This window comes from Acetobacter cerevisiae (genome assembly GCF_001580535.1).
Taxonomy (GTDB): domain Bacteria; phylum Pseudomonadota; class Alphaproteobacteria; order Acetobacterales; family Acetobacteraceae; genus Acetobacter; species Acetobacter cerevisiae.
In genome coordinates, this window is the sequence record NZ_LHZA01000103.1 from 1 (window position 1) to 13,397 (window position 13,397).

19 protein-coding genes and 1 tRNA gene are annotated in these 13,397 nt (G+C 52.9%); 11 read left to right on the forward strand and 9 right to left on the reverse strand.

The genetic code is table 11. The features are described from left to right. The 5 genes from AD928_RS02210 to ruvX all read right to left on the reverse strand — a co-directional run. Window positions 1-1,125 (reverse strand): type I restriction endonuclease (locus AD928_RS02210; protein ID WP_156470066.1); only part of this gene is annotated, 1,125 nt, incomplete at its 3' end. A gap of 157 nt (window positions 1,126-1,282) precedes the next feature. After that, a complete protein-coding gene (locus AD928_RS02215; RefSeq protein WP_062142063.1) occupies window positions 1,283-1,750 on the reverse strand; it encodes a hypothetical protein in 468 nt (155 codons plus the stop codon). Window positions 1,751-1,937: 187 nt separating this feature from the next. Then, entirely contained in the window at window positions 1,938-2,141 is a 204-nt protein-coding gene (locus tag AD928_RS02220) for a hypothetical protein (protein WP_062247906.1), read from the reverse strand. 399 nt (window positions 2,142-2,540) lie between these two features. Further along, window positions 2,541-3,086 (reverse strand): Synuclein family protein, encoded by a 546-nt coding sequence (locus AD928_RS02225; RefSeq protein WP_209436640.1) that lies wholly within the window; start codon window positions 3,084-3,086, stop codon window positions 2,541-2,543. Between the two features lie 180 nt (window positions 3,087-3,266). Continuing rightward, on the reverse strand, window positions 3,267-3,734 hold the full coding sequence (gene ruvX / locus AD928_RS02230; protein ID WP_062247923.1) for a Holliday junction resolvase RuvX: 468 nt from the start codon (window positions 3,732-3,734) through the stop codon (window positions 3,267-3,269). A gap of 75 nt (window positions 3,735-3,809) precedes the next feature. Here ruvX and gatC point away from each other — a divergent pair, with 75 nt between their 5' ends. The 4 genes from gatC (at window position 3,810) to AD928_RS02250 (ending at window position 7,263) form a co-directional block, all read left to right on the forward strand. Further along, on the forward strand, window positions 3,810-4,097 hold the full coding sequence (gene gatC / locus AD928_RS02235; protein WP_062247908.1) for an Asp-tRNA(Asn)/Glu-tRNA(Gln) amidotransferase subunit GatC: 288 nt from the start codon (window positions 3,810-3,812) through the stop codon (window positions 4,095-4,097). Continuing rightward, on the forward strand, window positions 4,097-5,581 hold the full coding sequence (gatA, locus tag AD928_RS02240) for an Asp-tRNA(Asn)/Glu-tRNA(Gln) amidotransferase subunit GatA (RefSeq protein WP_062247910.1): 1,485 nt from the start codon (window positions 4,097-4,099) through the stop codon (window positions 5,579-5,581). Before gatC ends, gatA begins: the two co-directional genes overlap by 1 nt. Further along, complete coding sequence (gene gatB, locus AD928_RS02245; RefSeq protein WP_062142066.1) at window positions 5,578-7,032, forward strand: Asp-tRNA(Asn)/Glu-tRNA(Gln) amidotransferase subunit GatB; 1,455 nt, start codon at window positions 5,578-5,580, stop codon at window positions 7,030-7,032. The genes gatA and gatB overlap by 4 nt, the downstream gene beginning before the upstream one ends. Window positions 7,033-7,171: 139 nt before the next feature. Then, a tRNA-Ser gene (locus AD928_RS02250) sits at window positions 7,172-7,263 on the forward strand. A gap of 206 nt (window positions 7,264-7,469) precedes the next feature. On the opposite strand, the gene AD928_RS14705 is transcribed toward AD928_RS02250, so the two are convergent. Next, the gene (locus AD928_RS14705) at window positions 7,470-7,619 is read right to left on the reverse strand and encodes a hypothetical protein (protein ID WP_156470067.1); all 150 of its coding nucleotides are present in this window, start codon (window positions 7,617-7,619) and stop codon (window positions 7,470-7,472) included. A 134-nt stretch (window positions 7,620-7,753) separates the two neighbouring features. Between AD928_RS14705 and AD928_RS15360 the strand changes: the two genes are divergently transcribed. The 3 genes from AD928_RS15360 to AD928_RS02260 are packed head-to-tail and all read left to right on the forward strand — an operon-like array spanning window position 7,754 to window position 9,273. Then, window positions 7,754-7,825 (forward strand): DUF3761 domain-containing protein, encoded by a 72-nt coding sequence (locus AD928_RS15360; protein ID WP_082779696.1) that lies wholly within the window; start codon window positions 7,754-7,756, stop codon window positions 7,823-7,825. A 16-nt stretch (window positions 7,826-7,841) separates the two neighbouring features. After that, entirely contained in the window at window positions 7,842-8,252 is a 411-nt protein-coding gene (locus AD928_RS02255) for a DUF6232 family protein (protein ID WP_062247912.1), read from the forward strand. After that, window positions 8,224-9,273 (forward strand): peptidoglycan-binding domain-containing protein, encoded by a 1,050-nt coding sequence (locus AD928_RS02260; RefSeq protein ID WP_156470068.1) that lies wholly within the window; start codon window positions 8,224-8,226, stop codon window positions 9,271-9,273. The genes AD928_RS02255 and AD928_RS02260 overlap by 29 nt, the downstream gene beginning before the upstream one ends. A 66-nt stretch (window positions 9,274-9,339) precedes the next feature. Here AD928_RS02260 and AD928_RS02265 read toward each other — a convergent pair whose 3' ends face one another. After that, entirely contained in the window at window positions 9,340-9,888 is a 549-nt protein-coding gene (locus tag AD928_RS02265; RefSeq protein ID WP_233419900.1) for a hypothetical protein, read from the reverse strand. 102 nt (window positions 9,889-9,990) lie between these two features. On the opposite strand from AD928_RS02265, the gene AD928_RS15150 reads away from it, so the two are divergent. The 4 genes from AD928_RS15150 to AD928_RS02280 all read left to right on the forward strand — a co-directional run bounded on the left by AD928_RS15150 (window position 9,991) and on the right by AD928_RS02280 (window position 11,964). Further along, a complete protein-coding gene (locus tag AD928_RS15150; RefSeq protein WP_233419901.1) occupies window positions 9,991-10,803 on the forward strand; it encodes a tyrosine-type recombinase/integrase in 813 nt (270 codons plus the stop codon). Between the two features lie 89 nt (window positions 10,804-10,892). After that, window positions 10,893-11,249 (forward strand): hypothetical protein, encoded by a 357-nt coding sequence (locus tag AD928_RS15155; RefSeq protein ID WP_233419902.1) that lies wholly within the window; start codon window positions 10,893-10,895, stop codon window positions 11,247-11,249. Between the two features lie 135 nt (window positions 11,250-11,384). After that, window positions 11,385-11,675: a type II toxin-antitoxin system RelE/ParE family toxin gene (locus AD928_RS02275; protein WP_062247915.1), complete on the forward strand. Its 291-nt coding sequence runs from the start codon at window positions 11,385-11,387 to the stop codon at window positions 11,673-11,675. Continuing rightward, window positions 11,665-11,964: a HigA family addiction module antitoxin gene (locus AD928_RS02280; RefSeq protein WP_062247917.1), complete on the forward strand. Its 300-nt coding sequence runs from the start codon at window positions 11,665-11,667 to the stop codon at window positions 11,962-11,964. The genes AD928_RS02275 and AD928_RS02280 overlap by 11 nt, the downstream gene beginning before the upstream one ends. A 49-nt stretch (window positions 11,965-12,013) precedes the next feature. Here AD928_RS02280 and AD928_RS14360 read toward each other — a convergent pair. Both AD928_RS14360 and AD928_RS14925 read right to left on the reverse strand, forming a co-directional pair. Then, window positions 12,014-12,777, reverse strand: a protein-coding gene (locus AD928_RS14360) for an IS5 family transposase (protein ID WP_156470069.1) whose coding sequence is annotated in 2 segments (ribosomal slippage) — window positions 12,014-12,444 and window positions 12,444-12,777 — 765 coding nt in all. Because the reading frame shifts where the segments join, the coding sequence is not laid out codon by codon here. Window positions 12,778-12,928: 151 nt separating this feature from the next. Next, on the reverse strand, window positions 12,929-13,397 hold a 469-nt coding region (locus tag AD928_RS14925), incomplete at its 5' end, for a hypothetical protein (protein ID WP_167347336.1).

The following is a 13,397-nucleotide window of genomic DNA, read 5'->3' on the forward strand; positions in this document are numbered from 1 at the left end:
TCCGAAAAATGGGGACCACCTCTCTTCAACACGCGCCTTAAAGACATTCAGAAGGCTTTGGTCGATGATTTCGAGAGAATCTGTGCTGATTTCTCCTCCAAAATCCGGCCCAAAATCAAATTTATATTTTGTTTCTTTACTTTCATAGAAATCAAACAGTCTTCCTGCACGTTCTTTTCCGTAATAGACGACAAACTTCCCTTTGTAATCTTTGTATTCTATTGAATCTGTAGCAGAGAAGAGTTCATCTGTGTCTGAGAGAAAAGCTAATCTTTTCTTAGTATATTCAAAAATATAAATTTCTTCTTCTGAAGGGACTATTTCAGGCTCTTTGGTTTGATCACTGTCTGCTTTTGGAAGATCGGCTGCAATAGGTTGCTTTTCAGGTTCTTTGTCTTTTGTAGGCAGGTCCAGTCGTTGAAGTATCCTCAGATTCACAAACTCGCTGAAGGCACTTTTTGTAAGCACAATATAGTCAGTCATGGCTTTGGAGCGGACGTGACTTAAGCCAATGTTTTGTAAAAGTAGCCGAACAAAAGGTTCGCTTGGGTTTTGCGCTAAATCTTCAATTTGTTGGACCAGGTTCTGAAAAACCAGCTTTCTTTTTGCTTCGGCGCCAATATTTTCTGGATCAAAATTTGATTTTTGGAGGCTTTTTAAGCCATCGACAACTGAATCTTCGATTTTCCCTTTGGCAATGTCATGCAAGTCGAAGGAAAGAAAAGCATTGGGGTCCATCATGTTTGGTTCGTCGGAATCCGCATAGAATTCGTAAACCATACCATCTGTGATGACGCCCATTTTGACTGTTGGGGCGGCGTTAAAATAAGAGCGCAATTGTCCTCTGTCGTCTTTAAGAGGGGCGCCTAAGGCCTTACATTCAATTGCGATAACGGGTTCATTATTTTTCAGAATGGCAAAATCCACTCTGTTTTTATATTTGTCAGAGAAGTCTGCATTATGTTCGGGGCAGACTTCATCTGGGTTCATTGTATCGTAACCCAGAAAATTGACGAGCGGCAGCACGAGGAAGAGTTTCGTTGCTTCCTCATTGATGCACTTGGAAGCAACGTTTACCATTCTCTCAGAGAATGTTTTGAATTTTTGGCGAAAATCGTCAGTCATGAGTATTATCCGATAAAAAATGTCGTAAAATCATAAAGCGTCACTTGATATCGCAATTCAAGAAAGAAAATTATGAAATAATCAAATGCAAATATGTAATAAATATTTTTTGATAAAATTCTAAAAATAAATACCGTTACTGCGAGATGATTTATTTTTAGTCCGTTAAATTGTCCTGCTTCTTCTCACGTTCTGCCGTCACGCTCAGTCTTTGATAAATACCCAGAGCAAGCACAATGCCTGTGGCGACAAGCAGGAGGGACGCCGGATAGAGAATGGTGACCGGATTTTCCTTGTTGGTTTCAAAAATTCCCACCAAACCTTCAACAAAAACGGCAATAATGATGGAGGTGATGAATTTTGTCAGACTGGTGCGGGCTTCCCCCAGCGTCTGTTTGCCGCGGGAGAGAATAACCTCTTCTTCCATAAAATATTTGGCGACATCAAAGACCGCCATGGAAATCACGACATAGCTAATGGCATGCACCACAGCCTTCTGGCCGTCCTGCCATGAATGCAGGAGAGTTTCCACCAGTCCTGACATGCCAAAGGTCGCCAGAAGCACCGCCAACAGCATCAGCATGATACTGCCAATTGCAAATGTGATACGGGATAAATGGTGCATCTGGAAACTTTCCTCCCTCAGAATGCGTTCAGGCAAAAGCCTGTCCGCATAAAGACGTTTGGAAAGATGTTCCGTTCCCATAAGGGGACGAGTGCGCAGGTCAGAAAAATCATTTCCCCGGAGAGTGGGTGGTCGATTTTTCACAACCCGTCAAACATCTCGGGCAAACCATCGTGTGCCGAGGGCGTTATTGTCCGGTGTGGCTGGCCAGAGCAGGTGTGGAGGAGACAAAGTGGTTTTTGCCACTCTGCGCATCCCGCCGCGCCTGAAGAGGCGTGTAGTCCGGTTGTTCCCAGATGTAGAGCAAGGTTTTTCGGAGTGTTTCATGCACGGCTTCACGCCACTTTTCATTGATGGGCGTTGTGCCGACAGGTGTCAGAGAGCGTTTCATAGCAAATGTCTTCTGCCGTTTGTGAGCGGAACTGACGGTGTTCTAGCATCCCTTAATGGGTCAGGATGTGACGTTTCTATGAAATAATAGAGGCAATGATTTGTGACTATTTAGAGAAATAACCGTCATACTGGAGACATTATCATCCATTATTTTGAAAAATCGTAGTATTGGGAGGCTATCATGACAGCATTTTGGGCATACTGGCTTAGTGTGAAAGCTATTGTCCGCAAAGTGCGTGCGTCAGCCCGGGTGCGGTCGGCGCAGCGTCGCAGGGCTCGTCGCGCCTGTTCATAGGCTGCTGATAGTTTTCTTTATCGGATACAGAAAAGCCCCGCCTCCAGAAGAGGACGGGGCTTTTTTTGCAGCGCAGGGGTGGGAACCCCTGTTGCAAAGCACTTATTTGCTGTCGCCAGAGAAGGTGTTGCTGATATCTTTGCCAGCCTTGTCACCCCAGTTGCCAATGGTCTTGCCGGTGCGCTTGCCCCAGTTCTTGGTGGACCGGGCAGCGTCAGAAGTGCCCTCTTTGGTCTTGTCCCAGGCCTTTTCGGACCCGTTCTTGGTTTTATCCCAGGCGTTGTTGGTGCCCTCTTTGGTCTTGTCCCAGGCCTTTTCGGACCCGTTTTTGGTTTTATCCCAGGCGTTGTTCGTGCCTTCTTTGGTCTTGTCCCAGGCCTTTTCGGATCCGTTCTTGGTTTTATCCCAGGTGTTGTTGGTGCCCTCTTTGGTCTTGTCCCAGGCCTTTTCGGATCCGTTCTTGGTCTTATCCCAGGCGTTGTTAGTGCCTTCTTTGGTCTTGTCCCAAGCCTTTTCGGACCCGTTTTTGGTCTTATCCCACGCCGTATCTGTGGCCTGACGCGTGTTATTCCACGCGCGATTCACGGGGCCCTGTTCTTCTGCATGAGCTGCGGGCAGGCTGAGCGTGAAGGCTGCGGCCCCCAGCATTGTGGTCAGGGCGATCCGGAATGTCGCAAACGTCATTGAAATGGCCTCCATACGTCTTTTGCTACGTTACAAATATCTTGCCGTCGCTTTATGGCAAATGTGAGATCAGCCCGTGCCGGGAGCATGGCGTGACCTCGTTTTCAGTCTTCAGGCCATAACGCATTGAAGTGCCAGCAGGTTTCAAGTGCGCGGGAGGCAATCCAGAGCTGCTTGCAGAATATAGGCGGCGGCCAGTTGATCCACGACTTCATTCCGCTTGCTGCGGGAGAGGTCGGCTTCCTGAATCAGCATCCGGTTGACGGCGGAGGAGGAGAGTCGCTCATCCCACAGGCAGACGGGCAGGCCGGTCTGGTCGGACAGGGCGGTAGCCCAGTCCTTGCTGGCCTGTGCCGCCGGCCCGAAGGATCCGTCCAGTGAGAGGGGGATGCCCACCACCATTCCACCAATGCCATGCTTTGCCGCCAGCGTGCGGATATGCTCCGCCATGGCGCCCAGCTTGCCGCGTTTTACGGTCTCCAGCGGGGTCGCCACCATACGGGAGACGTCAGACATCGCCAGCCCCACCTGTTTGCGGCCGGGGTCAATGCCTAGCAGGCGCGCTTCACGGGCCAGAGTGGCGGCGAGGTCGGTAAGGTTGAACAGAGCCATGTCTGCACGGTATGTTGCCTTGCGCCCGATTATGCTAGGGCTTTTTTCCTCCATAGCTGAAGAGAGTCTGCTTTCATGTCGCTCGACCTCGCGACCACCCGACGTATTGCAAAACTGGCCCGCATCGGCCTTGAAGATGCGGAGCTTGAAACCGTCCGCCAGAAGCTGGATGGCATCCTGGGCTGGGTTGATCAGCTCTCTGAGGTGGATGTTGAGGGCGTGCCCCCCATGGTCGGCACCGAGACAGAGGCCCAGCGTCAACGTGAGGATGTGGTGACGGACGGCAACTGCCGGGACGCCATCCTCTCCTGCGCGCCGGAAAAATCCGGCCCCTTCTATACAGTACCCAAGGTTGTTGAATAATGCTGACCGGACTGACGCTCACCGAAGCGCGTGCTGGGCTTGAAGCCCGTAAATTTTCTGCCCGTGAGCTTGCTCAGGCGCATCTGGACGCCATTGGCCGCCTGAATAAGCAGTTGAACGCCTATATTACGGTTCTGCCCGAGCAGGATGTGCTGGCCGCCGCTGATGCCGCTGATGCCCGCTATACCAAGGGTGAAGCCCGGCTGATGGACGGTCTGCCGGTTGGCGTGAAGGATCTGTTCTGCACAAAGGGTGTGAAAACCACCGCCGCCAGCAAAATGCTGGCCAACTTTGTGCCGCCGTATGAAAGCAGCGTGACGGCGCGCCTGCTGGATGCCGGTTCGGTCTTTCTGGGTAAAACCAACCTCGATGAATTTGCTATGGGGTCCGCCAACATTACCTCCGCGTTCGGCTCTGTGCTGAACCCGTGGAAACGTCAGGGTGATGATGCAGCACTGGTGCCCGGTGGGTCTTCCGGTGGTTCTGCTGCGGCTGTGGCCGCTGGCCTGGCTCTGGCTGCAACCGGCACGGATACGGGTGGTTCCATCCGCCAGCCTGCCGCGTTTTGCGGGATTGTCGGGCTGAAGCCGACGTACGGTCGTTGCAGCCGCTGGGGCACGATTGCCTTTGCAAGCTCTCTGGATCAGGCTGGCCCGATGACGCGCAGCGTGGCAGATGCCGGGCTGATGCTGGAAGCCATGGCTGGCTTTGATGAAAAAGACAGCACCAGCTCCAACCGCCCGGTGCCGGAATTTTCCAAGGCTGTTGGCAAGAGTGTCAAAGGGCTGCGGGTTGGTATTCCCGCAGAATATCGCGCTCCCGGCATGCCGGAAGAAATTGCCAAAATGTGGGAGCAGGGCATTGCCTGGCTGCGTGAGGCTGGCTGTGAAGTGGTCGATGTCTCTCTGCCGCACACCAAATATGGTCTGGCGACCTACTACATTATTGCCCCGGCAGAATGTTCTTCCAACCTCGCGCGGTATGATGGCATTCGCTTTGGTGAGCGTAAGGATGCTGCCTCACTGGACGGCATTTATGAACGCACCCGTGCGGAAGGCTTCGGCCCGGAAGTGCGCAACCGTATCCTGATGGGTACCTATGTGCTGTCCGCAGGGTATTACGATGCGTATTATCTGAAAGCCCAGAAAGTCCGCACGCTCATCAAGCGTGACTTTGTGCAGGCGTTTGAGCAGGTGGATGTGCTGCTGACCCCCACCGCACCGAGTGCAGCCTTTGCGCAGGGTGAGAATATGGATGACCCCGTGCAGATGTATCTGAACGATATCTTCACTGTGCCTGCCAGCATGGCCGGGGTTCCGGCTCTGTCTGTGCCGGTTGGGCTGGATTCCAAAGGTCTGCCGCTTGGGTTGCAGATTATTGGCCGACATTTTGATGAAGAAACCGTGCTGTCTGTTGGCGGCGCGCTGGAAGCGGCTGCGGGCTTTGCCCACAAGCCCACCCTGCATGCGGAGGCAGGCGTATGAGCTACGTGATTGAAGGCAAAACCGGCAGTTGGGAAATTGTGGTAGGGCTGGAAGTCCATGCCCAGGTTGTCAGCAAATCCAAACTGTTCTCCGGGGCATCCACCACATTTGGGGCGGAGCCGAACTCTCAGGTTAGTCTGGTTGATGCCGCATTCCCCGGCATGCTGCCGGTGATCAACAAGGAATGCGTGGCGCAGGCTGTGCGGACCGGGTTGGGCCTGAATGCCCGCATCAATCTGGAAAGCCGGTTTGACCGGAAAAACTATTTCTATGCGGATCTCCCGCAGGGCTATCAGATTAGCCAGTTTGCCCACCCGATTGTGGGTGAAGGCACGATTGAAATCGAGCTGTCCAACGGTGAAACCCGGAAAATCGGCATTACGCGCCTGCATATGGAGCAGGATGCCGGCAAGCTGATCCATGATCAGGACCCTACCAAATCCATGGTGGACCTGAACCGGGCCGGCGTGGCGCTGATGGAAATTGTGAGCGAGCCCGACATCCGTGAGCCGGAAGAAGCCGGGGCTTACCTGCGCAAACTGCGCCAGATTCTGCGTTATCTGGGCACCTGTGACGGTAACATGGAAGAAGGCTCCATGCGCGCGGACGTGAACGTGTCCGTCCGCAAGGCCGGTGAGCCGTTCCGCACGCGCTGCGAGATCAAGAACGTCAACTCCATCCGCTTTGTCATGCAGGCGATTGAGGTTGAAGCCGCCCGTCAGGTTGAAATCTGGGAAAACGGGGGCGAGGTTGATCAGGAAACGCGTCTGTTTGACGCCGCTCGTGGTGAAACCCGCACCATGCGCTCTAAGGAAGATGCGCATGATTACCGCTACTTCCCGGATCCGGACCTGCTGCCGCTGGTGATTGAGCAGGAATGGGTGGACGCACTGAAGGCCGCTCTGCCGGAACTGCCGGACGCCAAGCGTGCCCGCTTCCAGTCTGAATACGGCATTCCGTTCTATGATGCCGGTGTTCTGGTCGCCGAGCAGGCTGTTGCGGATTTTTATGAAACCGTTGCCAAAGGGCGTGATGGCAAGCTGGCGGTTTCCTGGGTGACTGGTGACCTGTTTGCCGCCCTGAACCGCACCGGCAAGACCATTGAAACCAGCCCTGTCAGTGCGGAAGCGCTGGGCCAGATGCTGGACCTGATTGCGGATGGCACCATCAACGGCAAGATTGCCAAAGAGGTGTTTGAAGACATGGTGGAGACGGGTGAAGGCCCGGAAGCCATTGTGGAGAAAAAAGGTCTGCGTCAGGTGACCGATACCGGCGTGATTGATGCCGCAATTGAGTCCGTCATGACCAAACATGCAGACAAAGTGGCCGAATATCGCTCCGGTAAGGACAAGCTGTTCGGATTCTTTGTCGGGCAGGTGATGAAGGAAACCAAGGGTAAAGCAAACCCTGCTCTGGTGAACGGGGCGCTGAAGTCCAGACTGGACGCCTGAGGCGGTCCGGTCCGGCGGATAAATTTTTGCAGAGCGTTAAAATAACCTGCAAATAAGTCTTTTAGGGGGTTTGACGGAACGCTCAGAACCCCCTAAAAGCATCCCTGCAAACGTCGTGTAAACTTCATACTCTTCTTGCGGAGGGGTGGCCGAGAGGCTGAAGGCGACGGTTTGCTAAATCGTTATACGGGTTAAACTGTATCGTGGGTTCGAATCCCATCCCCTCCGCCATATATCTCCTTGATTTAATTGAATTATTTCTCCCCGCCTCTAACGGTTTTTGTGGGGCAACTCCCCACATAATTTTTGCCTTGTGTGGGGGATTTTGTGGGGACCCCGCTTAATCCAGCACGCCTTGCTCGGAGCTAAACTGAACGCGCTCCTGCTCCTCCACAGTCAAATATCCCAGATAATTTTGCTCAGTCACCTTTACGCTGCTATGCCGCCAGATGGCGCGAGAGGCGGTAAATGTTCCCGTCAGCCTTGAGCTTGCGCACAGCAAAGGTGTGCAGCTGCACCTGACCGACATTAGATAAGAAGTTCGCATAGGCCTGCTTGGTGGTCTCGTTCGTGTAAATTACTCCCACTTTTGCTTCCAGCCTCCAGAAACGGCGTAGCGTCTCCTCTTGGCGTCGCCCATGCGATAGCGCGATGTCGGCAGGTCTTCGTCTTGGTCAGGAGGATTTGGTGCTTACGAGAATCAACCTGAGCCCTCTCAAGATTGACGGCCTCAGACAGCCAACACCACAGGGGCACTTGTTCCCGCTATGGGGGTGTGGTGAGTTGGTTGTGATTTGATGGAGGAAGATTTGAGCGAAGAATATTTTTATAAGCAGGGGCAAATTTCAGTCACCAAAACGCTTATTCGTTATGGGGACTCATCCTTTGCCACGGCTAACGTTGATTGTGTTTCAATTGGCGAGCAAAACACGCAGACGTATTGGATTATTGCCATCGTCCTTTTCGTCGTTGCTGCTGTTTCTGCAATTACAGTTGGTGTTGAAATCTACTCACACACAGGCGACGGGAGCAATGAAACGATAGCCTCAATCCTCTCTTTATTTATTGGCTGCATTTTTGTTTATCTGGCAACTCACCCCAAATATTATTTTCGCTTTCGCTCTTGTAGTGGTGAAAGTCGCGTTTTGGTGAGTCGCGATTATGCGGTTGCGGGGATCTTAAAACGAGCTATTGAGCAAGCAATCATTGCGCGCGGATAGCGCTACTAAAATAGTGGAAAAAGCTTTGAAACGATTTTTAATGATAGTGGCGCTATCATCTCTTCCGGCGGCTGCTTGGGCGCAAGAATATAAACCCGACTTCAACTGCTCAGCAGATCATTCCAAAGATAGCATCGCCACGATGCTTTGCCAGAATAGTGAAGCGGCCAAGCATGAGCTGATTTTTGACCAGACGTACTACGCGCTGAGGCAGATCGTCGGGAAAGCTGGCTGGAAGGCACTCAAGCAAGAGGCGATTGCTGATGATGACGCGCTGAAGGTGTGCGTTGCCCCTGACGCGATGGACGGAACCTTACCAAAGGCCGATCCACAATGTTACATCTCGAAGATGGACGAGATAACGCAGAAGTATAAAGTCCGCTTATCCGGAAGCGCCTTAGAAGAGGCCAGCCGCCCGATTGACCAGCATATCGCGCTTCAGCAAAAATTTATTGATCTTGGATATCTTCCCGCTGGTAGCATTGCTGATGGCGTGTACGGCGAGGCCACTCGGGATGCCATTGCTACATGGCAGCGCGTGTCCCACCGGCCTTCAGACGATGGGTTTATTTCAGATGCTGACGCGGTTGTATTGTCAGGTGCCAATGCGCCGCAACAAGTGCCAGCCACTTCTGCCCCTCCAGTAAGTTATGCCCCGCCACAGCAACCCGTAGCATCAGCTCCAGCTGACCCAATATCGGGAGTTTGTCCCGGACAACCTCAGCCTATGAACCTCATTATAGGTTTTAATGACCCGTACGCCGCTAAGGGGAAATGTTACGAAATCCTGATTGCGTCCCGCTTTGGCCGACGCCAATGGATTGATGAAAATACCGTCCTGATTATTGATAGTTTGCCGTCTAGTTCGGACACTTATGAAACGATTGTGCAGGATCCAAACGGTCATATTCAGTACGGTAAAGTTGCAGTTGTGATAGGCGTTGATCCCATAAAATACACAGCAGCTTCTGGGGAGATGATCGTTGCTCCTACACTTGAAGTCCTGAAATATGTGAACTGATCAGCATAATTCTGTGCGTAGGAATTTCGTCTGCATAAATTTCACAAGGCAGCACTTCGACAAGCTTTACCTTGGTCCAGCAGAACTGTTAGCACGGACGGATGCCAGAAGGCGGAGGTAGCTTGGAGCCGCCACCTCCACAATGGCATTGGGAATGATGCCGGGCCAGGTCTTGACCGTGGCGAGGGCTGCACGAACGCGTAAGCTCGGACTGAAATGCTTGATTACTGCATCATAAGCCTTTTCTTCGGCGGTATGCGCGAACACAGCCTCTTCGGAGCCATAGCGCGCCAGCACTTCATCCGTCTTGGCGCGGTTGGCCATACGCCATGCTGCACGCTTCTTTTCCTCAGCCTTGGCATATACGCGCTGGTGTGCCGGATTGCTCATGTCATAGAAGGTGAAGCCGCCTGCGGAGGGCTGGGGCTCGTCGTCCAGATACCCCTCCGTGAGAAGCAGGTCAGGCACATCCGCCACCGTGTAGCCATGGGGCTTAACCAGAGCCTCGGCCCGGTTGCGCGCCGCGGCCTGCTCTCCGGCGTCTCCCCGCTCAGCCAGCGCCCATATTTTCGCCAGACGGTCGAGATGGAGTTTGTTCTTATGCTGTCCGGCCATCTGTCCTGCTCTGCTGTTCATAATGAACAGTGCGCGTGACTAGCAGCAGGTACAAGCGGAGGTGTTCATATTGAACAGGTAAGCTGGAAAGAGGGCTGCATCATGCCCTTAAAGCTGGTGACCGTTGCGCATCATAGAAATTTCTATGTCAGAGGCACTGTGGGTGGACGGCGCATTTATGAAAGCACCCGGACAGGCAATCGCAAGGAGGCAGAGCAGTATCTTGCCAAGCGGCATGCGGAACTATGGACTGAACATATCTACGGCCGGAGGGGCGTGGTCACATTCAGGCAGGCGGTGACAGCCTATCTGGAGGCAGAGCAGCGTTCACCCGCGACGCAGAGATACCTGGAGCGGCTTCTTGCATATTTCGGAGATGCCCAACTGAGCAAAATCACGCAGGCCAGTGTCGATAAAGCCTGCCAGTCCATTTTGACTGATGCCGCGAGTGCCAGGGCGACGACGAAAATCCGAAGTGTGATAACGCCTTTAAGATCAGTGCTGGAGTTTGCGGCCATAAGAGGCTGGTGTGACTGCCCTGCCTTTAAGGGACCGAAGGCCCATAAAGCCCGGACGGCCTTTCTCCGGCCTGAAGAGGCGACACGTCTGGTGCAGGCTGCTGCGCCTCATTTGCAGCCGTTGCTGATTTTCCTGATTGGGACCGGTTGCCGCATGTCCGAAGCCATTGAACTGGACTGGCATTCCGTCGATCTGAAAGGTGCGCGCTGTGTGGTCTGGCAGAAACAGGGCAATGAGCGGCATGTTGATCTGCCTCCGACCGTCATTCGGACCCTGACTTCTCTACCTTGGCGAGAGGGCAGGGTGTTTCGGCCCGGCGGCCAGAAGACGGCTTCCAACGAGGCCTATCATGACATATGGTGGCCAGATCAAATCCGGCTGGTCCTACGCTTGTAAACGGGCTGGTTTGCGGGGAACTGTTCGGAGGTGGACGCCCAAAGGCGCGCGCAGAGAAAAAGAGTGGTTCTTGCCTGAAATCACACCGCATGGCCTGCGTCACACATTGGGCATCCTGGCACTACTGCGTTCACAAGGACATCATGCGCCTTCAGTATGATGGAGGCTGGAGCACTGTCGCTATGGTCTCCCGTTACCCCAAGTTGATGCCGGATGTGTATCAGGATGAAATCATCCGATGGTGGCAAAACGGCCCGGAGGGCCTGGAATGGCTGAAGGGTGAGCGGAGCCCATCAGGGGCGGCGAGTGTTCAAAATGAACAGGCAGCCAATATCCCTCCGCCGGAAGATAATACCCTCCTGCTGGCTCGTGCATTGCTGGTGGCTCAGGAGATTATTGAGCAGCAGGAGCAATGCATTCGAGAGTTACGGGTTGGCTGTATTTGAGAGGAGCAAGCCTCATCTGAGGATTTGTCCCGAGAGTTGCGGAAAAGCAGGCGTGCGGAAGAGTTCTACCGAAAGTAAGGAACGGGAGTGTAAAGCGATGCTTGACGGCATAGGTGTAAAGCAATACATTACGGTATGCAGATCGAGAGCATCTCACACAAAGGCCTGAAGCGCTTCTTTGAGACCGGAAATCCCAAGGGACTGGTGGGAGATGTGGGCCGCCTGCGCAAGATGCTGGCGTACATTGATGCGTCATCGTCTTTAGATGAACTGTCTGTTCCCCCTAACTACGGCCTTCATGCTCTGACTGGTGACCGGGAGGGAACGTGGTCAATGACAGTCACGCGTAACTGGCGCCTGACTTTCCGACTGAATGACCTTGGCGCAATCGAAGATATGGATCTGGAGGACTATCATGGCTCTTAAAATGCACGCCTCTCTGGCCACCCATGCGGGAGAGTGGCTCAAAACTGAAATCGTGGAACCGACTGGGGTTTCTGTCTCAGCGCTGGCCTCTCATTTTGGCGTATCGCGTCAGGCTGTCAGCGCCCTGTTGAACGGTCGAGCCAGCCTGTCGGCCGACATGGCTATTCGATTTGAGAAGGCGTTTGGCGTGAAGGCCGATACCTTAATGAAGATGCAGGCAGCTTTTGATATGGCGCAGGCTCGGGCGCATGAGAGTGCTATTCATGTGAGCAGGCTCGTAGCTGCCTAAGGCTGGTCAAGACGTGATACCAGCTATTATCACATCTTAGGCTCAGGACTCATTCTTTGAGATAGAAGATGAAGCTTGCCGCGATGTGGATAGCGGATATGAAAGTGTGCGCGCAGCGGTCGTATCTGGTCGCGACACGCCTCCAGTCTTTCAGCTTTGCGAACATGTTTTCGATTAGATGGCGCTTCTTATAGAGATGCCAGTTGTAAGGCAGCTTTGATTTCCGGTTCTTCTTCGGGGGAAGACAGGCAGTGATATTGCGTTCTGCAAGCGATAACCTCATCCGGTTGCTGTCATAGCCTCTGTCCCCGATGAGTTCGTCTGTCTCGTCGGGGAGATCTGCAAGAAGTAAGTCTGCGCCTTTGAAGTCACTGACCTGTCCCGCAGTCAGATGAGGGTGGACAGGCAGCCCCTGAGCGTCGCACATGGCATGAAGCTTTGAGTTCAGGCCGCCTTTTGTGCGTCCGATATGGCGGGGAAAAGCCCCTTTTTGAGGAGAGACGCTGCCGTTCTGTGCGCTTTAAGGTGCGTCGCATCGATCATCAGGCGTTTTGAACGGCCAGCCTGTTCTGTCAGGGCGACGAAGATCCGGTCGAAGACACCGAGGCGGCTCCAGCGAATGAAACGATTGTATAAAGTCTTGTGCGGGCCATACGTTTTCGGAGCGCCTTTCCACTGAAGCCCGTTGCGGATCACGTAAACGATCCCGCTCAGGATGCGTCGGTCGTCCACACGCGGAACTCCATGCGCCAGCGGAAAAAATGGACTGATCCGTTCCATCTGGCTCTCCGAAATCAAAAACAACTCACTCACAGCCTCACCTCCATTGGTAAGCCTGTGAATCACAACGTCTCGCTCAGTTCAATGAATTAATAGGTCCTGAGCCTAGCTATGGCGCGAACATACCCGCAGGGTGGCGCGGGTATGAAGGTGTGAACAAGGTTTTGCGGGGCCTTGGTAGTCGTTAATACGCGGGAAGGCGGTAGAGGACCTTTCCGTCCTTATCAAACAAAACTATTGTTGAGGGTGCGGTGATTTCTGTAGATCCTATGTTGGTTGTTGTCAGACCAACTGAACCTATTATAGACCTTAATTTATTATTGGTATCTGTCACTCTTACACTGGATGGGCTGATATAAGATCCATTAAGGGTTTTCCCATCCTCACCCTTGTTGGTACGGTAGGCAGCAAGACCTAAAGCCGTCCCGTCCCCGTCTCCTACCAGCCCCATTCGAACCCATGAAGTATCATACTTATCTTCTCGGAATATTGATACCGAGCTGTGGTCTATTCTTGTCAATTTTGTACCATCGCCGACATTAAGGAATATTGTTCCAGGTGTAATGTCTGTAAAAAATGGCAGAGTATTTTTTAATGATTCAACATATTTTAACCCAATACTTCCGCCTAAGAGCCCTTTTGGAAATTCACGG

Bases quoted from the DNA above. Each gene is read 5' to 3' on its own strand.
- AD928_RS02215 (WP_062142063.1), bottom strand. From the start codon at position 1,750: ATGCACCATTTATCCCGTATCACATTTGCAATTGGCAGTATCATGCTG.
- AD928_RS02220 (WP_062247906.1), bottom strand. From the start codon at position 2,141: ATGAAACGCTCTCTGACACCTGTCGGCACAACGCCCATCAATGAAAAG.
- AD928_RS02225 (WP_209436640.1), bottom strand. From the start codon at position 3,086: ATGCTGGGGGCCGCAGCCTTCACGCTCAGCCTGCCCGCAGCTCATGCA.
- ruvX (WP_062247923.1), bottom strand. From the start codon at position 3,734: ATGGCTCTGTTCAACCTTACCGACCTCGCCGCCACTCTGGCCCGTGAA.
- gatC (WP_062247908.1), top strand. From the start codon at position 3,810: ATGTCGCTCGACCTCGCGACCACCCGACGTATTGCAAAACTGGCCCGC.
- gatA (WP_062247910.1), top strand. From the start codon at position 4,097: ATGCTGACCGGACTGACGCTCACCGAAGCGCGTGCTGGGCTTGAAGCC.
- gatB (WP_062142066.1), top strand. From the start codon at position 5,578: ATGAGCTACGTGATTGAAGGCAAAACCGGCAGTTGGGAAATTGTGGTA.
- AD928_RS02265 (WP_233419900.1), bottom strand. From the start codon at position 9,888: ATGGCCGGACAGCATAAGAACAAACTCCATCTCGACCGTCTGGCGAAA.
- AD928_RS15150 (WP_233419901.1), top strand. From the start codon at position 9,991: ATGCCCTTAAAGCTGGTGACCGTTGCGCATCATAGAAATTTCTATGTC.
- AD928_RS15155 (WP_233419902.1), top strand. From the start codon at position 10,893: ATGGCCTGCGTCACACATTGGGCATCCTGGCACTACTGCGTTCACAAG.
- AD928_RS02275 (WP_062247915.1), top strand. From the start codon at position 11,385: ATGCAGATCGAGAGCATCTCACACAAAGGCCTGAAGCGCTTCTTTGAG.
- AD928_RS02280 (WP_062247917.1), top strand. From the start codon at position 11,665: ATGGCTCTTAAAATGCACGCCTCTCTGGCCACCCATGCGGGAGAGTGG.